At 70.1% G+C, this 19,692-nt stretch carries 17 protein-coding genes; 9 read left to right on the top strand and 8 right to left on the bottom strand.

The features are described 5' to 3' along the window. Positions 1–5 precede the first annotated feature (5 nt). Both QSK39_RS11325 and pdhA read right to left on the bottom strand, forming a co-directional pair. On the bottom strand, positions 6–998 hold the full coding sequence (locus tag QSK39_RS11325) for an alpha-ketoacid dehydrogenase subunit beta (protein ID WP_285477564.1): 993 nt from the start codon (positions 996–998) through the stop codon (positions 6–8). Further along, on the bottom strand, positions 998–2,203 hold the full coding sequence (gene pdhA, locus QSK39_RS11320; protein WP_285477563.1) for a pyruvate dehydrogenase (acetyl-transferring) E1 component subunit alpha: 1,206 nt from the start codon (positions 2,201–2,203) through the stop codon (positions 998–1,000). The genes QSK39_RS11325 and pdhA overlap by 1 nt, the downstream gene beginning before the upstream one ends. 364 nt (positions 2,204–2,567) lie before the next feature. Between pdhA and QSK39_RS11315 the strand changes: the two genes are divergently transcribed. Next, positions 2,568–3,998 carry a M20/M25/M40 family metallo-hydrolase gene (locus QSK39_RS11315; protein WP_285477562.1) on the top strand — a complete coding sequence of 477 codons (1,431 nt, stop codon included), beginning with the start codon at positions 2,568–2,570 and terminating at the stop codon, positions 3,996–3,998. Between the two features lie 34 nt (positions 3,999–4,032). On the opposite strand, the gene QSK39_RS11310 is transcribed toward QSK39_RS11315, so the two are convergent. From QSK39_RS11310 to QSK39_RS11300, 3 genes are read right to left on the bottom strand one after another with little or no spacing between them, the layout of a single operon-like run. Continuing rightward, positions 4,033–4,875, bottom strand: coding sequence for a transglutaminase family protein (locus QSK39_RS11310; protein ID WP_284743041.1), 843 nt, complete (start codon positions 4,873–4,875; stop codon positions 4,033–4,035). Then, entirely contained in the window at positions 4,872–5,819 is a 948-nt protein-coding gene (locus QSK39_RS11305; RefSeq protein WP_285477561.1) for an alpha-E domain-containing protein, read from the bottom strand. Before QSK39_RS11305 ends, QSK39_RS11310 begins: the two co-directional genes overlap by 4 nt. Before the next feature lie 10 nt (positions 5,820–5,829). After that, positions 5,830–7,485: a circularly permuted type 2 ATP-grasp protein gene (locus QSK39_RS11300; protein WP_285477994.1), complete on the bottom strand. Its 1,656-nt coding sequence runs from the start codon at positions 7,483–7,485 to the stop codon at positions 5,830–5,832. A 148-nt stretch (positions 7,486–7,633) separates the two neighbouring features. Here QSK39_RS11300 and QSK39_RS11295 point away from each other — a divergent pair, with 148 nt between their 5' ends. From QSK39_RS11295 to QSK39_RS11275, 5 genes are all read left to right on the top strand, one after another. Then, the gene (locus QSK39_RS11295) at positions 7,634–8,569 is read left to right on the top strand and encodes an ABC transporter substrate-binding protein (RefSeq protein WP_285477560.1); all 936 of its coding nucleotides are present in this window, start codon (positions 7,634–7,636) and stop codon (positions 8,567–8,569) included. Positions 8,570–8,585: 16 nt separating this feature from the next. Further along, on the top strand, positions 8,586–9,518 hold the full coding sequence (locus tag QSK39_RS11290) for an amino acid ABC transporter permease (protein ID WP_285477559.1): 933 nt from the start codon (positions 8,586–8,588) through the stop codon (positions 9,516–9,518). Further along, positions 9,515–10,288 carry an amino acid ABC transporter ATP-binding protein gene (locus QSK39_RS11285; RefSeq protein WP_285477558.1) on the top strand — a complete coding sequence of 258 codons (774 nt, stop codon included), beginning with the start codon at positions 9,515–9,517 and terminating at the stop codon, positions 10,286–10,288. The genes QSK39_RS11290 and QSK39_RS11285 overlap by 4 nt, the downstream gene beginning before the upstream one ends. Positions 10,289–10,343: 55 nt before the next feature. Then, complete coding sequence (locus tag QSK39_RS11280; protein WP_285477557.1) at positions 10,344–12,656, top strand: oxidoreductase; 2,313 nt, start codon at positions 10,344–10,346, stop codon at positions 12,654–12,656. Positions 12,657–12,770: 114 nt separating this feature from the next. Next, positions 12,771–13,241, top strand: a complete 471-nt coding sequence (locus tag QSK39_RS11275; RefSeq protein ID WP_285477556.1) for an SRPBCC family protein — start codon at positions 12,771–12,773, stop codon at positions 13,239–13,241. Here the strand turns inward: QSK39_RS11275 and QSK39_RS11270 are convergent. Continuing rightward, complete coding sequence (locus QSK39_RS11270; protein ID WP_285477555.1) at positions 13,231–13,806, bottom strand: hypothetical protein; 576 nt, start codon at positions 13,804–13,806, stop codon at positions 13,231–13,233. The two genes, QSK39_RS11275 and QSK39_RS11270, sit on opposite strands and share 11 nt — an antisense overlap. 166 nt (positions 13,807–13,972) lie before the next feature. Here QSK39_RS11270 and QSK39_RS11265 point away from each other — a divergent pair, with 166 nt between their 5' ends. The 3 genes from QSK39_RS11265 (at position 13,973) to QSK39_RS11255 (ending at position 18,110) form a co-directional block, all read left to right on the top strand. Further along, positions 13,973–15,784 carry an NHL domain-containing thioredoxin family protein gene (locus tag QSK39_RS11265; RefSeq protein WP_285477993.1) on the top strand — a complete coding sequence of 604 codons (1,812 nt, stop codon included), beginning with the start codon at positions 13,973–13,975 and terminating at the stop codon, positions 15,782–15,784. A gap of 1 nt (position 15,785) precedes the next feature. Continuing rightward, positions 15,786–16,118 carry a GroES family chaperonin gene (locus tag QSK39_RS11260; protein WP_285477554.1) on the top strand — a complete coding sequence of 111 codons (333 nt, stop codon included), beginning with the start codon at positions 15,786–15,788 and terminating at the stop codon, positions 16,116–16,118. A 267-nt stretch (positions 16,119–16,385) separates the two neighbouring features. Then, positions 16,386–18,110, top strand: a complete 1,725-nt coding sequence (locus tag QSK39_RS11255; protein ID WP_502873257.1) for a VanW family protein — start codon at positions 16,386–16,388, stop codon at positions 18,108–18,110. 4 nt (positions 18,111–18,114) lie between these two features. Here the strand turns inward: QSK39_RS11255 and QSK39_RS11250 are convergent, their stop codons facing one another. Together QSK39_RS11250 and QSK39_RS11245 are read right to left on the bottom strand one after the other, a co-directional pair. Then, complete coding sequence (locus QSK39_RS11250; protein WP_285477553.1) at positions 18,115–18,822, bottom strand: leucine-rich repeat domain-containing protein; 708 nt, start codon at positions 18,820–18,822, stop codon at positions 18,115–18,117. Then, on the bottom strand, positions 18,819–19,658 hold the full coding sequence (locus tag QSK39_RS11245; RefSeq protein WP_285477552.1) for a helix-turn-helix transcriptional regulator: 840 nt from the start codon (positions 19,656–19,658) through the stop codon (positions 18,819–18,821). The genes QSK39_RS11250 and QSK39_RS11245 overlap by 4 nt, the downstream gene beginning before the upstream one ends. Between the last annotated feature and the right edge of the window lie 34 nt (positions 19,659–19,692).

Here is a 19,692-nt window from a genome sequence, read left to right as displayed (position 1 = left end):
CCCCCTTACCAGGCGAGCGAGCGGTCGACGGCGTGCAGCACCCGGTCCAAGTCGGGGAGGTAGTGCTCCTCGAGCTTGGCCGGCGGGTACGGCGTGTCGAACCCGGTCACCCGCAGGACGGGCGCCTCCAGGGAGTAGAAGCACTCCTGCTGGACGCGCGCGGCGATCTCCGAGGTCAGCGACGACTCGGACGGCGCCTCCGACAGCGCGATCAGCCGGCCGGTCTTGCGCACCGACTCGAACACCGGGCCGAGGTCCAGCGGCGAGAGCGTGCGCAGGTCGATGACCTCGAGCGACTTGCCCTCGTCGTCGGCCGCGGCAGCCGCGTCGAGCGCGACCTTCACCGAAGGCCCGTACGCGACGACCGTCGCCGTCGTCCCCTCGCGGACGATCTGCGAGGAGAACATCTGCTGCGGCGTGCCCGCGACGTCGATCTCCGCGCGCAGCGCACCCGAGTGGTACAGCCGCTTCGGCTCGAAGAACAGGATCGGGTCGTCCGACTTGATCGCCTGCTGGATGCCCCAGTAGGCGTCGACGGCGTTCGAAATGGACACGACCTTGAGGCCCGGGATGTGCGCGAACAGCGACTCCGGCGACTCCGAGTGGTGCTCGACCGCGCCGATCCCGCCCCCGAACGGCACCCGGATCACGACGGGCATCTTGACCTTGCCCTGCGTCCGGTAGTGCAGCTTCGCCAGCTGCGACGAGATCTGGTCGAAGCCGGGGAAGATGAAGCCCTCGAACTGGATCTCGCACACCGGCCGGAAGCCGCGCACAGCCAGGCCGACCGCGGTGCCGATGATGCCGGACTCCGCCAGCGGCGTGTCCAGCACGCGCTGCTCGCCGAAGTCCTTCTGCAGGCCGTCGGTGATCCGGAAGACGCCGCCGAGCTTGCCGACGTCCTCGCCCATGATCAGGACCTTGGGGTCCTCTTCCATCGCGCGGCGCAGGCCGAGGTTGAGCGCCTTGCCGATGGTGAGTTTCTGGAGGTCGGTCATCAGTGCTCACCCGCCGATACGAAGCCGTCGAGGTAGGACAGGAACTCTTCGCGCTGCGCTTCCAGCACCGGGTTGCCCTCGGCGTAGACGTTGCTGAAGATCCGGTCCGGCGGCGGCTCCGGCATGTTGAACGTGTACTCGCGCAGGTCGGCGGCGAAGGCGTCGGCCTCGGCCTGGACCTGGTCGAAGAAGTCGTGGTCGGCGCCGCCCTTGCGGGCCAGGAACGCCCGGACGCGCTCGATCGGGTCCTTGAGCTTCCACTCTTCGAGCTCGTCGGACAGCCGGTAGCGCGACGGGTCGTCGGTCGTCGTGTGCGCGTCCATCCGGTAGGTGAACGCCTCGATCAGGACGGGCCCGTTGCCGTGGCGGCACTCGTCGAGCGCCCAGCGGGACACCGCGAGGCAGGCCAGGACGTCGTTGCCGTCGACGCGGATGCCGGGGAAGCCGTACCCGCGGGCGCGCTGGTAGAGCGGCAGGCGCGACTGGCGCTCGGTCGGCTCGGAGATGGCCCACTGGTTGTTCTGGCAGAAGAAGACGAGCGGCGCGTCGTAGACCGCGGCCCAGACGAATCCTTCGTGGACGTCGCCCTGCGAGGTCGCGCCGTCACCGAAGTAGCAGATCGTGGCTTCGCCGTCGTCGTCCCCGACCTTGCCCTCGAACTTCTGGCCCATCGCGTAGCCGGCGGCGTTGAGCACCTGGTTGCCGATCACGATGGTGTACGGGTGGAAGCCCGTGCCCTGGTAGTCCCAGCCACTGTGGTCGGTGCACCGGAAGATGCCCAGCAGGTCCTTCATGTCGACCCCGCGCGCGTACGCGACGCCGTGCTCGCGGTAGCTGGGGAACGCCATGTCGTTCTTCTTCAGCGCGCGGCCGGAGCCGATCTGCGCGGCCTCCTGGCCGAGCAGCGGGACCCAGATGCCGAGCTGGCCCTGGCGCTGCATCGCGTTGGCCTCGCGGTCCGCGCGGCGGACGAGCACCATGTCGCGGTACAGGTTGCGCAGGGCTTCGTCATCGATGTCGTCGACGTACTTGTCGAACTGCGGCGACGGGACCCGTTCGCCTTCGGGGGTGAGCAGCTGAGTCAGCTCAGCGCCACCTTCGCTGGTCGCTCGCAATCCGGCGATCACCTGCTCGGGGGAAGGCTGGGCCGCTACGGCGGCCGGCCCGTCTCCAGGCTCCGGGTGCGTCCACTGTTCGGACGGCATGGGCGTTGCTCCTCGGTGTCGGTGCCTCTGGCGGCCGCTTGTGGCGACCACAGCGACTGCACCGGCGGGGACCAGCGCATCGGGTCTCCGAAGCGCTCGGTCACCGTCGGCGTTGACGGTTCACGCCGACATCCTGGCACGAAGGTCGTGGCTTTGGTCAGACGCGGTTGCTGATTTGTTGCTGAGAAAGGGGCTCTGAACAGGGAAAACGTTAGGAAGCCCGAGCATCGGACCTACGAGAGTAGGGAATCGGTCCGCCCGCTCACCAGGCGTGGCCGCACGCGCACGCGGCCGTGCGCCTGCGTGATCACCTGCTCGGGGGACGCCGTTGTGATGTGCCGCACGCCGGGATCCCCGTGGCACGATGGATCTCGTGGAGCAGAAATCCGTTCGTGAATCCGTCGTGACGTCGTGGACCGACGACGTCATCCCGAGCCTGTCCGGGCTGGTGGCCATCCCCGCCTTGTCCCCGGCCTTCGACGCCGAGTGGGCGACGACCGGCCACCTGGCCGCCGCCGTCGAGCACGTCCGTGAGTGGATCGCCGCGCGCGACCTGCCCGGGGCGACCCTGGACGTCGTGCAGCTCGAAGGCCGCACCCCGCTGCTGCTCGTCGACGTCCCGGCGACCCCGGGCGCGGCGGGCAAGGGCACCGTCCTGATGTACGGCCACCTCGACAAGCAGCCCCCGGTCGGCGGCTGGTCCGAGGGCCTCGGCCCGTGGACCCCGGTGATCCGCGACGGCCGCCTGTACGGCCGCGGGTCCGTCGACGACGGCTACTCCGGCTACGCGGCGACGACGGCGATCGAAGCCGTCCACGCGGCCGGCGGCGAGCACGCCCGAATCGTGGTGCTCCTGGAGACCGGCGAGGAGTCCGGCAGCCCCGACCTGCCCGCGTACGTCGAGCACCTGGCCGACCGGATCGGCGAGGTCTCCCTGGTGGTCTGCCTCGACGCCGGTGGCAGCGACTACGAGCGGTTGTGGCTGGTCACGAGCCTGCGCGGGATGCTGCACCTCGACGTCACCGTGCAGCTGCTGGACTCGGCGCAGCACTCGGGCATCGCGAGTGGCGTCGTCGCCAGCTCGTTCCGCGTCCTGCGGCGGCTGATCGAGCGGCTCGAGGACAGCGAGACCGGCGAGCTGCTGCTCGACGAGCTCAAGGTGGACGTCCCGGCGAACCGGCTGGCCGAGCTCAAGGCCGTCTCGCAGGACTTCCCCGAGGCGCTGACGACGGCGTTCCCGCTGGTCGAGGGCGGCCGGGTGATCACCGAAGACGCGCTGGAGCTGATGCTCAACAACGCGTGGCGCCCGACGCTGTCGATCATCGGCGCCGACGGCTTCCCGAAGCCGGCTGACGCGGGCAACGTCCTGCGCGAGAGCACGACGTTGACGCTGAGCTTCCGCCTCCCGCCGACGGCCGACGCCGCGAAGGGGCTCGAAGCGGTGAAGAAGGCCCTGACCACCGACGTCCCGTACGGCGCGAAGGTCACCTTCGGTCACACCCCGCAGGCGGAGGACGGCTGGAACGCACCCACCGAGTCGCCGTGGCTGACGAACGCCCTGCGCACGGTCAGTGACGAGGTCTTCGGCCAGCCCCACCGCGCGACCGGCATGGGCGGGTCGATCCCGTTCATGGGCCTGCTCTCCCGCAAGTACCCGGAGGCGCAGTTCCTGGTCACCGGCGCGTGCGGGGCCGACTCGAACATCCACGTGCCGGACGAGTGGCTCCACCTGGACTACGCGCAGCGGGTCACCGAGGCCGTCGCGCACATCCTGGACGCCCACGCCCGAGGCTGACGCCTGAGCGGCGCTTTCCCCGGGAAAGCGCCGCTCAGCCCAGCCGGGTCAGGTGGACTGAGACGTCCAAAGTGGACTGCCCGCCACCCGTGAAGATCCCCTTCAACGGCGCCACGTCGGCGTAGTCCCGCCCCATCGCCACCCACACGTGCCGCGGCCCGACCGGGATCGCGTTCGTCGGGTCGTACGCCCACCAGCCGCCGGTCCAGACGTCGACCCACGCGTGCGATTCGCCCTCCACCACCTCGCCGAGCTTCGCGTCCGGCTTCGTGTGCAGGTACCCCGACACATACCTCGCCGGGACGCCGATCGCGCGCAGCATCACCAGCGTCACGTGCGCGAAGTCCTGGCACACGCCTTCACGCGCCTGCCACGCGTCCGTCGCCGTCGAGTGGACGCCGGTCGTGCCCGGTTGGTACTTCAGCTGCTTGTTCACCCACTCGCACACCGCGAGCACCGCCTCCGCCGGATCCAACCCGGTCCGCAGCGAACGGGCCTCGCGCGCCAGGGCGGCGTCGCGCGGGGTGTAGTCGGTCGGGGTCAGGTACTCGGTGCGGTGGTCGACGACCGTCTCGCTCCGCAGGTCCTTCCACGACGCCGTGCGGATCGGCTCGGCTTCGTCCGCCGTCTCCACCACCGACGTCGCCAGCACCGTGAACTCCGTGTGCGGCGCGTGGAGGTCGAACGACGTCACGACCGTGCCCCAGTAGTCCGTGTACCGGTAGGCGCGGGTCGCCGGGGTCGTTTCGATGCGCGTCGCGACCGTCGTCTGGCGGCGGTCCGAGCGCGGGGTCAGCCGCGCCTCGTTGTACGACTGGGTCGCCGGCGTCGCGTACCGGTACCCCGTCCGGTGCGCCACTCGCAGCTGCCACGTCACAGGGAAACCTCCGCACCGCTCCACGCCACCCACGGCGACGTGCTGAAGTACTGCAACGACACCGCTTCCCCGATTTCCTTGATCGACGTCTGCAGCGACCCGAGCCGCCGCGGCAGGTCGGTGAGCAGCTCCGACGGACGCAGGAACTCCAGCTCGCTGCGAGCCCGGCCGAGCTCGCGCAACGCCTCGGACTTCTCGTTGCTGCGCGAGCCGCCACCCGGGTCGAGCCGCTGCAGGCACTCCTCGGCCTGCCGCAGCGCGTGGAACACCGAACGCGGGAACAGCGTGTCCCGCAACAGGAACTGCACGACGCGCCCGGCGTCCAGCGCGCCGCGGTAGGTGCGCAGGTACGTGTCCTGCGCGCCGGCCGAGCGCAGCACCGTGATCCACCCCGGCGAGGACGCGCGGTCCGCGACCCGCGACAGCAGCAACCGGACCACCATGTCGGCGCGTTCGACCGAGCGGCCGAGCACCATGAACAGCCAGCCGTCGTCCCGGCTCATCGTCGAGTCGGCGAGCCCGGCGAACATCGCCGCGCGCTCCTCCACGAACGAGAGGAACGCGTGCGGCCCGGCGCGCCGGGCGTAGCGCTGCCGGTCCGGGACCGCGTTCCACGTCGCGTTCAGGCATTCCCACAGCTCGGTCGGGACGACCTCGCGCGCGCCCCGCGTGTTCTCGCGCGCCGAGTTGATCGAGCCGACGATCGACGCCGGGTTGTCCTTCGCGTACGCCACCAGCTCGGTCAGCTTCCAGACGTCGAGGGCGTCCCCGTCGGGGACGTCGATGCCCAGGACGGCCAGCAGCTGCCGGCTCGCGTGGTCCGGGTCGACCGTCGCGTCCTCCAGCAGCTGGTGGACCGAGACGTTGAGGATCCGGGAGGTGTCGTCGGCGCGTTCGACGTACCGGCCGATCCAGTACAGCGACTCCGCGTTGCGTGCCAGCATCCGGACCCTCCTAACTCTGCTGTTGCTGCTGTTGCTGGGACGAGGTCAGCTCTGGTCCCTGTTCGGCGACCAGGCCGTCCACAGTGGACATCGCGCCGAGCGCGGGCTGTTCGAGCTCCCGCTCGGCGGTCGACGCCCGGGAGGCCAGCACCCACGTGTCCTTCGAGCCGCCGCCCTGCGACGAGTTGACGACCAGGCTGCCCTCCGGCAGCGCCACCCGCGTCAGCCCGCCGGGCAGGACGAAGATGTCCTTGCCGTCGTTGACGGCGAACGGCCGCAGGTCGACGTGCCGCGGCGCGAGCCGGTCCTCCACCTTGGCCGGCACCGTGGACAGCTGGACCACCGGCTGCGCGATCCAGCCGCGCCGGTTCGCGCGCACCTTCCGCCGCAGGGTCGCCAGCTCCGCCGCGGTCGCCTCGGGCCCGAACACGATCCCGTAGCCACCGGAGCCTTCGACCGGCTTGACGACCAGCTCGTCGAGGTGCGCCATGACGTGGTCGAACTCGTCCGGCAGCCAGCACCGGAACGTGTCCACGTTGGGCAGCAGCGGCTTCTCGTTGAGGTAGTACTTCACCATCTCGGGCACGTAGGTGTAGACGAGCTTGTCGTCGCCGACGCCGTTGCCGACGGCGTTCGCGACGACGACGTTGCCCGCGCGCGCCGCGTTGAGGACGCCGGCGATGCCGAGCACCGAGTCCGGCCGGTAGTGCACCGGATCGAGGAACTCGTCGTCGATGCGCCGATAGATGACGTCGACCTGGCGTTCACCCTCGGTCGTCCGCAGGTAGACGACGTTGTCGCGGCAGAACATGTCGCGGCCTTCGACCAGTTCGACGCCCATCAGCCGGGCCAGCAGCGAGTGCTCGAAGTACGCCGAGTTGTGCACACCGGGAGTGAGCACGACGACCATCGGGTCGGCGACGTTCGCCGCGGCCGCCGCGCGCAGTGCCCGCAGCAGGTGCGACGCGTAGTCCCCGACCGGCCGGACGCGGTGCTGGGCGAACAGGTCCGGGAAGACCCGCGCCATGGTCCGCCGGTTCTCCATCACGTACGACACCCCGGACGGGTTGCGGAGGTTGTCCTCCAGCACCCGGAACGTGCCCTCCTCGTCGCGCACCAGGTCCACTCCGGACACGTGGATGCGCACACCGTTCGGCGGGTTGATGCCGAACGCCTCCCGCTGGAAGTGCTCGCACGAGGTGATCAGCCGCCGCGGCAGCACGCCCTCGCGCAGGATCTGGCGGTCGCCGTAGATGTCGGCGAGGAACGCTTCGAGCGCGCGGACGCGCTGGGCCACACCCCGCTCGAGCTTCGACCACTCGGCCGCCTGGATCACCCGCGGCACCAGGTCCAGCGGGAACGGACGCTCCTGGCCGGACAGGGAGAACGTGATGCCCTGGTCGACCATCGCCCGGTCCAGCGCGAGCGACCGCGAGTTGAGGTCGTGGGCGTCGAGTGCGGCGATCGACTCGTACAGCGCGCGGTACGGACCGCGGACCGTGCCGTCGGCGGCGAACATCTCGTCGTACGCGCCGGCGTGCGGCCGGTCCGGCGAGAGGTAGCCGTCGAACCGGGCTCCCGGCCGGGTGATCCGGCGGGTCGTCGCCTTCCTCGCGCGTCGACCGGAGGGGGGCAGCCGGGGCGGGGTCGCGTTCATGAACGACATCCTCACCCACGTGCCCCTTCGTGCGCGACACTCCCACACCGGTGGGCGCGGTGCGAAACGTCGCTGTAACTCGACAGTGCTGTGCTTTGGTATGGATGAGTGGCAATATGCGTGCTCTCACGAACTGAGAACTACGAGGAGTGACGACGTGGCCCGAGGACCCCAACTCAAGGCGCTCGCCCTGCTGCCTGCTTTCGCCCTGGTCGGATTGACCGTGGCCTGTGGCGCGGGGGGAAGCGGTGCCGGCGACGTCGGCTCGAGCAGTGCCGCTCCGGCGGCCACTGGTTCGGGTGACGCAGGCACGGTCGCGAAGGACGACGCGCTCGCCGCGCTGGTGCCCGCCGACGTCAAGACCGACGGCAAGATCGTGGTCGGCCAGGACCAGAGCTACCCGCCGAACGAGTTCGTCGACGGCGGCAAGGCGACCGGCTTCGACGTCGACCTCGGCACCGCGATCGGCCAGGTGCTCGGCGTGCAGATGGAGTTCCAGAACTCTTCGTTCGACGGCATCATCCCCGGCATCGGCGCCAAGAAGTACGAGCTGGGCATGTCGTCCTTCAGCATCAACGCCGAGCGGCTGCAGTCGGTCGACATGATCTCCTACTACAGCGCGGGTACCTCGCTGGCCGTGCTGAAGGGCAACCCCGACGGCCTCAAGGTCGACGACCTCTGCGGCAAGAAGATCGCCGTGCAGAAGGGCACCACGCAGGTCGAGGACCTCGACAAGAAGACCGCCGCCTGCACCGGCGCCGGCAAGCCCGCCATCGAGGTCACGCAGCTGCAGGCCCAGACCGACGTCAACCTCGCCCTCACCGCCAAGCGCGTCCAGGGCGAGCTGGCCGACTCCCCGGTCATCGACTACGCGGTCAAGCAGACCAACGGCCAGCTCGAGTCGGTCGGCGCGCCATACGACACGGCGCCGTACGGCATCGTGCTGCCGAAGAACAGCGGCGACTACGGCAAGGCCGTGCAGGGTGCGATCCAGAAGCTGATCGACAGCGGCGCGTACAAGAAGATCCTGGACAAGTGGGGCCTGAACGCGACCGGCGCGGTCACCAAGTCGGAGATCAACCCGGCTTCCTGAGTTAAGGACTGAGTTCGTGAGTTCCTCCGAAGCGCCTCCCCCCGAGGCGCCGATCGACGCCGAGCCCATCAAAGCCATCCCGGTGCGCCACTACGGGCGCTGGGTGGCCGGCGTGATCATCCTGTTCGTCGCGTTCATCGTGGTGCGCAGCGTGATCACGAACGACGCCCTGCAGTGGCCGGTCGTCGGGGACTACCTCTTCGACGACCGGATCCTGCGCGGCCTGCAGAACACGCTGATCCTCACGGTGATCTCGATGCTGATCGGGATCTTCGGCGGGATCCTGCTCGCCGTGATGCGGCTGTCGCCGAACCCCCTGACGTCGGGCGCCGCGGCCATCTACATCTGGCTGTTCCGCGGGACCCCGCTGATCACGCAGCTGATCATCTGGAACTTCCTGGCGCTGGCCTACCCCCGGCTCGGGCTCGGGGTGCCGTTCGGCCCGGAGTTCGTCAGCTGGGACACCAACCAGCTGATCACGCAGTTCACGGCGTCCCTGCTCGGCCTCGGGCTCAACGAAGCCGCGTACATGGCGGAGATCGTGCGAGGCGGTATCCAGTCGGTGGACTCCGGCCAGCTGGAAGCGTCGAGCGCGCTCGGCATGAGCCGCACGAAGACGCTGCGGCGGATCATCCTGCCGCAGGCGATGCGGGTGATCATCCCGCCGACCGGCAACGAGACGATCTCCATGCTGAAGACGACGTCGCTGGTCGTCGTCATCGGGTACTTCGAGCTGATGGTCGCGGCGCAGACCATCTACTCGCAGAACTACAAGACGGTGCCGCTGCTCATCACGGCCGCGGCCTGGTACCTGTTCATGACGTCCGTGCTGACGCTGGTGCAGATCCAGATCGAAAAGCGCTTCGCACGCGGTACCTCGCGCGACGTCCAGGAACGGCCTGGCTGGCGGCGCCGCCTGTTCGGGCGAGGCGGAGGAGGAAGGGCATGACCCCGGTCGTTTCCGCGCAGAAGATCTGCAAGAGCTTCGGCAGCGTCGACGTCCTCAAGGGCATCGACCTCGAGGTGCACGAGCGCGAGGTGCTCTGCCTGATCGGGCCGTCCGGCTCGGGCAAGTCGACGCTGCTGCGCTGCATCAACCACCTCGAGAAGATCGACGCCGGCCGGCTCTACGTCGACGGCGTGCTCGTCGGCTACCGGCAGCGCGGCGACAAGCTGCACGAGCTGCGCGAGAAGGAGGTGGCGTTCCAGCGCAAGGACATCGGGATGGTGTTCCAGCGGTTCAACCTCTTCCCGCACATGACCGCGCTGGAGAACGTCATGGAGGCGCCGATCCAGGTGCGGCGCGAGCCGAAGTCCCAGGTGCGGGAGCGCGCGCTGGAGCTGCTGGACCGCGTCGGCCTCGGCGACAAGGCGAAGAACTACCCGGCGCAGCTGTCCGGCGGGCAGCAGCAGCGCGTCGCGATCGCCCGGGCGCTCGCGATGAAGCCGAAGCTGATGCTGTTCGACGAGCCGACGTCCGCACTGGACCCGGAGCTCGTCGGCGACGTCCTGGGCGTGATGAAGCAGCTCGCCAAGGACGGCATGACCATGGTCGTCGTCACGCACGAGATGCAGTTCGCGCGCGAGGTGGCGGACAAGGTCCTGTTCATGGACGGCGGTGTCGTCGTCGAAGAGGGCCCGCCGGACCAGGTCATCGGGAGCCCGCGCGAAGAGCGGACGAAGTCGTTCCTGGCCCGGGTGCTGAACCCGAACGCCTGACGAATTCCGTTCGCGTTCGCTACCTTGGGAGTGGGTGAGGGAGGGGGCTGCCGTTGTGACGACCGAAAACGCGCTGCCTCCTCTCGACCCGTTCGCGGGCATCCCCGACCGCCGCTACGAGGTCAAGGCGTCCGACCTGCTCAAACCCGGCAACGGCGGGTTGCTGCGCTGGCGGCGGCAGGCCACGAACGCGCCGATCGTCTACGTCGAAGACGCCTACATCACCGGCACGCTCGACCTGCGTGCCGCGGACCTCAAGTACCTCTTCCGGTTCGAACGCTGCCGCTTCGAACAGCCACCGGACGTGCGCGAGGCGCACCTGCTCGGCCTGGTCTTCCGCAAGTGCTGGCTGCCCGGGCTCAAGGCCCGCAACATGCGCAGCCGCAACGACGTCCGGCTGATCCGCAGCGTCGTGCAGGTCGACGGCGCCGACCGCGAGATCGAGGAGACGACCGTCCAGCGCGGCGACGACCGCGAACGCGGGATGCCGAACGCCGCGGTCAACCTGACCGACGCCGTGATCGAGGGGTCGCTGGTGCTGACCCGCACGGTGATCGCCCACCCGCACGGCAAGGCGATCCACGCCGACCGGCTCGTGCTGAACGGCGCGCTGCTCGCGTACCGGATGGTCGCGAACGGCGAAGTCCGGCTCCCCGGCCTGCGGACCGGCGGTAACGTCAACTTCTCGGGCGCCACGCTGAACAACCCGGACGGCTTCGCGCTCAACGGCAACGGCCTGCACATCGGCGGCAGCCTGCTCTGCGAAGTCGACAACTACGGGCCGGCCAGCCAGCGGAAACGCTTCTCGGCCACCGGGATCATGTACCTGCCGAGCGCCACCGTGGACAGTGACATCGTGCTGCGCGAGGCCAAGCTGACGGTGTCCCAGCAGGGCCCGATCGCCGTCGACGCGTGGAAGTCCAACGACCCCTACCTCGACCCGCGCCCGGCGCTGGTCGCCGACCGGATGCGCGTCGACGGCAACGTCGAGCTGTCGGACGGCCTGCAGGCGCTCGGCACGCTGCGGATGGTCAACGCCCGGATCGGCGGCTCGCTGCGGCTGGCCGGCGCCGAGGTCAGCGTGGTGCGCGGCAAGTCGCAGCCGTACTACGACCGCGCGCTGCACCTGGACGGCACCGAGATCGGCGGCGACATCGAGGCGACGAGCCTGCGCGTCCCGGCCGGTCAGCTGCGGCTCGCGGACGTGACGGTCGGGGGCAACTTCCTGGCGTGGAACTCGATGTTCCGCCACCCGGGCCGGGACGTGTTCTCCGCGCGCCGGTCGAAGATCGCGGGCAACTTCCAGCTCACGGACGCGACGATCCACGGCACGCTGCGGCTGCAGGGCGTCGAGGTCGGCGGCTCGATCAACCTGGCCGGGACGCGGCTGACGGAGCCGGGCCTGCGCTCGACCAGCAGTTTCTCCCTCGACATCCGCACCGGCCGGATCGGCCGCGACCTGACGCTCCGGGACAACAACAGCCGCCCGTTCGTCGCCGAGGGCGGTGTCAACCTCGACGGCGCCCAGGTCGCCCGCAGGGTGGATCTGCGCGGGTCCGAGCTGGGTTCGCTGCCCCCGTTCCTGGTGGCGCTCGACGCGGGCGACGTCGCGGCGGACGAGTTCACGCTGACGCCGAACGTCCCCCCGACCGGCCGGGTGGTGCTGCGCCGCGCGCACTGCGGAACGCTGACCGACAACGAGGCGTTCTGGGCCGCGTCCGGCGGCATCGAGCTAGAGGACTTCCGCTACGACGCCCTGGGCAAGAGCATCCCGCTGGCCGACGACAAGGCACTGGACCACCGCATCGAGCTGCTGAGCAAGGCCATGCGCGGCTACCGGCCGGGCCCGTACGACCAGCTCGCGCACATGCTCCGCGCGGCGGGGAACGAAGAGCACGCGTCGACGGTCGCGTTGCGCAAGCAGCAGTTCAGGTACGAGGCGCTGGCCCGCGGGTTCAAGTTCTTCGGGCCGGGCGTGCGCCTGTGGAGCTGGCTGCAGCGGTCGATGGTCGGCTACGGCTATCGCCCGGTGCGGGCGCTGGGCTGGCTGTTCACGCTGCTGGTGCTGGGCAGCCTGTGGTTCGGGCTGGGCACGGACGACTGCACCGCCTGGAAGACGGACGAGGTCCACCAGATCATCGCGAACGGGCCGCGCTGCGTGGTGAACCAGCAGGACACGGGGCTGCAGTGGAACCCGGTGATCTACACAGCGGACCTGCTGGTCCCGATCGTGGACTTCGGCAACAAGTCGCGCTGGTACATGCACGGAACGGACAACTGGGTGGCGGCCGGCTTCACGGCGTCGGGCTGGATCCTGGCGACCACGGTGGCGGCGGGCGTCAGCCGCATGCTGCGTCGGGAGAATTGATCCCTCTTCGGCTTTCTAGCGCTGAGGCAATAGTGCGCCAGAATCACCAATTCATGCTTCACCTAACCGCGGTCTCTGACATACCCTCGGTATGCCCCTCGACGTGGAGGTCCCATGACTGCGCCCAACGCCACCGGCCGGATCGAGATCGGTGCCGCGCCCGAAGTCGTCTACGCCCTGGTCAGTGACCCTGGGAAGCTGGCCGAAGTGGCCGAGGAGTACGCCGGGCACCGGTGGGTCGGCGGCTTCGACGGACCCGCCGTCGGGGCGAGGTTCCGGGGTCGGAACCGCCGGGGTTTCCGGCGGTGGAGCACCCTCTCCACCATCACCGATGCCGATCCCGGGCGGCGGTTCGGCTTCGAAGTCACCTCGGTGGCGGGCCTGCCCGTCTCGCGCTGGCAGTACGACTTCGAGCCCGCCGGCGGTGGCTGCGTCGTCGTCGAAAGCATGTGGGAGCGGCGGCCGGCCTGGTTCAAGGTGCCCACCTCGACCGTCACCGGGGTCTGGGACCGGGACTCGGCCAACGCCGGGAACATCGCCGCCACGCTCGCTCGGCTGAAGCGGGCCGCCGAGGTCAGTCGATGAAGCGGGACCAGAAGTCTATGTACCTCGGACCGTCCGGTGGGGCGGTGCTGATGCCGCCCGTCGCGAACTCGCGGTTCAGGTAATCCCGCAGGTCGCAGCCGTAGACGATGATGTCCGTCTGGTACACCGACAGCACCGGGTAGCCCGCCGTTCCGGCGAAGCCCGGGAGGTACCGGTGCCCGCACACCGGCACCAGCTGCGGGACGTCGGCCAGGCGCCGGCGGGCTTCGCGGACCGCGTCCTCCGGGCCGACCGGGCGAGTGCCCCACTCCGGCAGCCAGAAGCCGTTGTGCTCGACGTCGTACAGCACGCCGTCGACCGGCCAGGCCAAGCGTTTGCGCAGCTGTTCGGCGTTTCCGCAGCGCCAGTCGGGCCAGCGGTCGCCGATCGGGACGCCGGCGGACAGGAACGTGCGGTGGTCCGCGGCGAAGCGGAAGCCGAACCGGCGCTCGACGTCGTCGAGCTCGGGTCCGGTCAGCCCGGGACGCACCGGTTCCCGGAGGTTCTCCTGCAGGTGCCGTGCCTCCTCGAAGGTGAGGGCGCCGGCCGGCTGGACGGGGGTCATGGTCCGAAGCCTAAGCGGCGGCTCACCCCGCCGCGCGTTCTTTTCCGCCGTTTTGGCGGGGCACCCCCGTGGGGTGAGTTTGTTCTCTCATCGGCTGAACTCCGGAACAGAGCGTGAACAGTTGTAGTTCACTCTTGCCGTGACTTCACCCCGACCGCAGGCTCGCGTGCGCGCCCCCGAGCTGCGCGGCGACGTCTGGCTGAACACCGGTGGCCGCCCGCTGACCCTCGCCGAGCTGCGCGGGCGCATCGTCCTGCTGGACTTCTGGACCAGCGGCTGCATCAACTGCCTCCACGTGCTCGACGAGCTGCGTCCGCTCGAAGCCGAGTTCGCGGACGTGCTCGTCACGATCGGCGTCCACTCGCCGAAGTTCCTGCACGAGGGCGAGCGCGCGTCGATCGAAGCCGCGGTCCGGCGCTACGAGGTGCACCACCCGGTCGTCAACGACCCGAAGATGGAGCTTTGGTCGCAGTACGCGGTCCGCGCGTGGCCGACGCTGGCCGTCGTCGACCCCGAGGGGTACGTCGTGCACGTTGCCGCGGGCGAAGGGCACGAAGAGGCGCTTCGCCGCGTCATCGCGGACCTCGTTACGAAGCACGAGGCGAAGGGGACGCTTCGCCGCGGCGGCAGCCCGTATGTCCCGGTCGAGGAGCAGGTCAGCGAGCTGCGGTTCCCGAGCAAGGCCGTCGCGACGGCCGAGGGACGCGTCCTCGTCGCGGACACCGGGCACCACTCCGTCGTCGAGTTCGCTTCGGATGGTGAGACGGTCATCCGGCGCTTCGGCAGCGGAGAGCGTGGTGGCCAGGACGGGCCGTTCGACATCGCGACCTTCGCCGAGCCGTCGGGCATCGCGCTGCTGCCCTACGACGTCGCCGAGCGCGCCGGTTACCACGCCGTCGTCGCCGACACCGCCGGTCACCGGCTGCGTGGCCTGGACCTGATCACCGGCGAGGTGACCACGGTCGCCGGCACCGGCACGCAGTGGCGCACCGGACCGGACTCCGGCAAGGGCGTCGAGGTCGACCTGACGAGCCCGTGGGACGTCGCCTGGTACGGCCCAGTCGGCGGGATCGTCGTCGCGATGGCCGGCAACCACACGCTGAGCGTGTTCGACCCGGTTTCCGGCACCATTCGCCGCTTCGCCGGCACGACCGTCGAAGGCCTTCGGGACGGCGACGTCGGCGAAGCGTTCTTCGCGCAGACGTCCGGTCTCGCCGCGGACGGCGACAAGCTGTGGCTCGCCGACGCGGAGACGTCGGCGCTGCGCTGGATCGAGCCCGACGGCGAGTCGTTCACGGTGCACACGGCGATCGGCGTCGACCTCTTTTCGTTCGGCCACACCGACGGCCCGGCCGACAAGGCGCTGCTGCAGCACCCGCTCGGCCTTGCCGTGCTGCCCGGCGACAAGATCGCGATCGCCGACACCTACAACGGCGCCGTGCGCCACTTCGACGTCTTCACCCGCGAAGTGACCACGATCGCCACGGGGCTTTCGGAGCCGCAGGGCCTGCTGCTGCACGACGGCGAGCTGCTGGTCGTCGAGTCGGCGGGCAACCGGATCGGCCCGCTGCCCGCGGGCGAGCCGACGCTCGTCGCGGGTGACGCGCACGCCGTCCGCAGGCCGCCGACGGTGCTCGCACCGGGCGAGATCGACTTTTCGGTGGTGTTCACGGCGCCGCCGGGCGAGAAGCTCGACGACCGCTTCGGCCCGTCGACGCGGCTGGAGATCAGCGCGTCGCCGCCCTCGTTGCTGGCCGACGGCGTGGGCACCGGCACCGACTTGAAGCGCAAGATCCGGCTCGCCGACGGCGTCACCGAGGGCGTGCTGCAGGTGGTCGCGCAGGCGGCGAGCTGTGATGACGGCGGTGAGCACCCAGCGTGCCGGATCACCCGGCAGGACTGGGGCGTCCCGGTCCGGCTCCAGCCGGATGGGGCGCGCGAGCTGAGCCTGGTCATGGCGGGTGAGCCCGCCGAGTAGCATGCGAACCGTGTCTGACGGGGCGAAACTCGAGATCCAGATGCTGCACGACCGCGTGCTGGTGCGGCTGTCCCCGGACGAGGGCGAGCGCCGCAGCAGCGGCGGCATCGTGATCCCGGCGACGGCGCAGGTGGCGCGCCGGCTCGCGTGGGGTGACGTACTGGGCGTCGGGAACAGCGTGCGGAACGTCAAGACGGGCGACCGCGTGCTCTTCAACCCGGAGGACCAGCTCGAGGTCGAAATCAGGGGCGAGGGGCACCTGGTGATGCGCGAACGCGACATCCACGCGGTGGCGACCGAGCAGACCGAGCAAGGGACGGGGCTCTACCTGTAGGGCGGGGTCGTGGCAGACAACGAGGCGCGCGAGCGTGCCGAGGAGCGGGAGTCGGAGCCTGTGGCCTCGGAGTCGCCTCCGGAAGCCGAGCCCGTCGAGGGGCCGACCGATGGGGCCGAGCCCGCCAAGCCGGCTGCCGCAGCCGAGCCCGGTGTGGAGCCCGCCGAGCCTGGCGAATCGCCTGCCGCGGAGCCTTCTGCCGTTGCCACTGATCTCTTTGCCGATGATCTTCTCGGCGAACTGCTCGAAACCCCCACTCCGCCGCCCGTGCCGGAAACTCCCGCGCGGAAGCTGCGGACCGGCCTCGCCCGCGTCATGATGTCCGTCGGGATCGCGCTCGGGCTCTTCGTCATCCTCTACGCCATCGATCTCGTCGCCAGCGCCGGGGATGTTCCGCGGGGCGTGACCGTTGCCGGGATCGAGGTCGGCGGGCTGACCCATGACGAAGCCGAAGCCAAGCTGCGCAAGGAGCTCGAGCCGCGGCTCACCCGGCCCGTTGTCATCCACGGCGGCGATGTCCAGGCCCAGCTCGTGCCTTCGGAGTCCGGGCTCGGGCTCGACTGGCCGAACACCCTCGGGCTCGCCGGGCACCAGCCGCTGAGCCCGATCACGCGCGTCATGTCCTTCTTCACCACTCGCGAAGTCGGCGTCGCGACGCGGACCGATCCGAACCAGATCGGCCAGGCCGTGCGCGAACTCGCCGAGCGCAGGCTGAACCACCCGGCCACCGAAGGCTCGGTCGGGTTCATGGCGGTCCAGGGCAGCGATGGCGGTGTCACGCCCTACCCGGTCCTGCCGCGGCAGGGGCAGCAGCTGGCCGACCTCGACGGCGCCGTGCACGCCGTCACCGAGCACTGGCTCGACCCCGGCGGCGTCAAGCTCGGCATGGCGATCACGCCCGTCAAGGCGACCGCGGCCGGTGTGCAGGCCGCCTACCAGCAGATCGTCGTGCCTGCCGTCGCGAAGCCGGTCGTCGTGCACGGGCAGGGCAAGGACGTTCCGCTCACGCCCGCCACGATCGCGTCGTCGTTCCAGTTCGCCGCGGTCGAGGGCGGGGCCGTCGAGGTCCGCATCGACCAGGGCAAGCTGCAGGCCGCCCTAAAGGACGGGCTCGCGAGCACCGAGACCGACGGCAAGGACGCCCAGATCGTCTTCACCGGCGACCAGCCGGCCGTCGACCCCTCCGAGGACGCCCGGAAGGTCAACTGGGAGAAGACCTTCCTGCCGCTCATCGACGTGCTCAAGAAGACCGACGGCCGGGACCTGCCCGTCGTCTACAGCGCATCGAAGCCCGGCGTGACGACCGACGCCGCCGGTGCGCTCGGCATCAAGGAGGTCGTCGGCGAGTTCACCACCGGCGGCCTGGCCGGCCCGGCCGCGACGAACAACCGGACGCTCGCCGCCCGCTTGTCCGGCACGATCGTCAAGCCCGGCGAGACGTTCAGCCTCGGCGCCCGCTCCGGCCCGCGCACCGCCGACAACGGCTACGTGCCCGCCCCGGCCGACGAAGACGGCACCGGCGCGACCGTCGTCGGCGGTGGTGTCTCGCAGCTCGCGTCCACTTTGTACAACGCGGGCTACCTCGCCGGTCTGACCGACGGCGGCCACCTCGAGCACGACCACTACCTCGACCGCTACCCCGTCGGCCGCGACGCCAAGGCCGTCAACGCCGACGGCAGCCCCGTCGAGCTCAAGCTGACCAACGACTCGCCGACCGGGATCGCCATCCAGGCCATCGTTTCCGGCGACTCCGTGACGGTCCGGATCTGGGGCACCCGCCACTACCGCGTCGACGGCCAGACCGGCGCCCAGACGCCCGGGGACCCGCCGCCGGTCCAGTTCGGCGGGACCAGCCCGTGTCAGCCGTCGATCGGCACGCCCGGCTTCAGCGTCACCGACACCCGCGTGCTCTACGACATCGCGAGTGGCGCCGAAGTCCGCCGGTCATCGCACACCGCGACCTACGGCCCGCGCCCGACCATCCTCTGTTGAGTTGTCAGCGAAGGACCATGCACCCCGCCTCCTCGAAGTCGCGCAGCCACGCCGGCTCCCGCAAGTGCTTGTTCCACCGCAGATCCAGTTTGTCCAATTTGGACAGCCGGGCGATCGACGCAGGAAGGGAGACCAGCAGGTTCTCCCGCAGGTCGAGCTGACGCAGCTCGCCCAATGAACCGATCGACGCGGGCAGCGCCGCCAACCGGTTGCCCCGCAGGTGCAGCTCCCGCAGGGCACCGAGCGTGCCGATCGACTCCGGCAGCGCGGTCAACGCGTTGCGGTACAACCGGAGTTCCCGCAACGAAGAGAACCCGGAGAGGTCGGAAGGCAATTCGGTGAGCCGGTTGTCCGTGCACCCAAGGTACTTCAGCGTCCCCAGCCGGCACCACGCCGGCGGAAAAGCCGTCAGCCGGTTGTCGCTGACGTACAGGTATTCGGTGAGCCCGGCCAGCTCACCCAGCTCGTCCGGCAGCGAGCCGAACTCGTTGTGCGCCAGGTCGAGCGTGTGCACGGACTTCAACGCGGAAATCCCCGGTGGCAACGAAGACAGCCGGTTCGTCGCCAGGTTGAGCACCTCCAGCCCGGTGTGCTCCCACAGCGAGGCGGGTACCGACGAGAGCGAGTTCCGGTAGAGGTCGAGCCGGGTCACGCCGGCCGGCAGCGAGGGGAACGAAGTCAGTCCCTGGCCGCTCAAGTCGAGCGACGTCATGACGGCCTCCGCGTCGCAGGCAGCAACGCCCAGGTGGCCGCATCGTCCGGAGTGGACACCTGGATCCGCAGGCCCGGCACCTCCGACACCGCCAGCTCGGTCAGCCGGAGAGTCATCCGCCCGGCCCGCGGGTGGTGCAACCGCCGCAACCGCGCCCGCGGCTCCGCCACCTCGTGCCGCTCCCACAGCTCGACGAACTCGGGACTCAGCGCCGACAGCCGCCGGATGTCCTCTTCCCAGCCCGGGTCGCCGACGTGCCTGCCGTACTCGGCCCGCATCCGCGCGACCATGTGCGGTACCTCCTCGTCGTAGTTCAGCAGGAACGCCCGCGCGTTCGGTTCGGTCACGCAGCACCACAGCAGGTTCTTGTGCAGGCACGGCATGCTGTGCCACTCCCAGAACAGCTCCTCCTGCGCCGCGTTCGACGCCAGCACGTCGAACCGGCCGTTGACCACCGTCGCGGGCACCGGTTCCAGCGCGCGCAGCACCTCGCGCACCGCGTCCGGCACCACCTCGGATGACGACGGCAGCCGCGACGGCGTCAGCTCCGCCAGCCGGTACAGGTGCTCCCGCTCCGGGTGGTCCATCCGCAGCGTGCGCGCCACCGCGTCGAGCACCTGCGCGCTCGCGTTGATCGGCCGCCCCTGCTCCAGCCACGTGTACCAGGTGACGCCGACGCCGGCGAGCAGCGCCACCTCCTCGCGGCGCAACCCGCTGAGCCGTCGGCGAGGGCCGGGCGCGAGCCCGACCTCCTCCGGGCCGATCCGCGCCCGGCACGCCTTGAGGAACCCGCCGAGTTCCTCCCGGCGGTTCGTGCGGACCTGGGTCTGGGTCATGCGGACATGGTGCCGGAGGGGTACGACAGTTTTT

Source organism: Amycolatopsis sp. NBRC 101858, assembly GCF_030269325.1.
GTDB lineage: Bacteria > Actinomycetota > Actinomycetes > Mycobacteriales > Pseudonocardiaceae > Amycolatopsis > Amycolatopsis ponsaeliensis.
The sequence above is the reverse complement of the archived record's forward strand: the minus strand, read 5'-3'. Positions and strand labels throughout refer to the sequence as shown.

Bases quoted from the DNA above. Each gene is read 5' to 3' on its own strand.
- QSK39_RS11325 (WP_285477564.1), bottom strand. From the start codon at position 998: ATGACCGACCTCCAGAAACTCACCATCGGCAAGGCGCTCAACCTCGGC.
- pdhA (WP_285477563.1), bottom strand. From the start codon at position 2,203: ATGCCGTCCGAACAGTGGACGCACCCGGAGCCTGGAGACGGGCCGGCC.
- QSK39_RS11315 (WP_285477562.1), top strand. From the start codon at position 2,568: ATGGATCTCGTGGAGCAGAAATCCGTTCGTGAATCCGTCGTGACGTCG.
- QSK39_RS11305 (WP_285477561.1), bottom strand. From the start codon at position 5,819: ATGCTGGCACGCAACGCGGAGTCGCTGTACTGGATCGGCCGGTACGTC.
- QSK39_RS11300 (WP_285477994.1), bottom strand. From the start codon at position 7,485: ATGTCGTTCATGAACGCGACCCCGCCCCGGCTGCCCCCCTCCGGTCGA.
- QSK39_RS11285 (WP_285477558.1), top strand. From the start codon at position 9,515: ATGACCCCGGTCGTTTCCGCGCAGAAGATCTGCAAGAGCTTCGGCAGC.
- QSK39_RS11275 (WP_285477556.1), top strand. From the start codon at position 12,771: ATGACTGCGCCCAACGCCACCGGCCGGATCGAGATCGGTGCCGCGCCC.
- QSK39_RS11270 (WP_285477555.1), bottom strand. From the start codon at position 13,806: ATGACCCCCGTCCAGCCGGCCGGCGCCCTCACCTTCGAGGAGGCACGG.
- QSK39_RS11260 (WP_285477554.1), top strand. From the start codon at position 15,786: ATGCGAACCGTGTCTGACGGGGCGAAACTCGAGATCCAGATGCTGCAC.
- QSK39_RS11250 (WP_285477553.1), bottom strand. From the start codon at position 18,822: ATGACGTCGCTCGACTTGAGCGGCCAGGGACTGACTTCGTTCCCCTCG.
- QSK39_RS11245 (WP_285477552.1), bottom strand. From the start codon at position 19,658: ATGACCCAGACCCAGGTCCGCACGAACCGCCGGGAGGAACTCGGCGGG.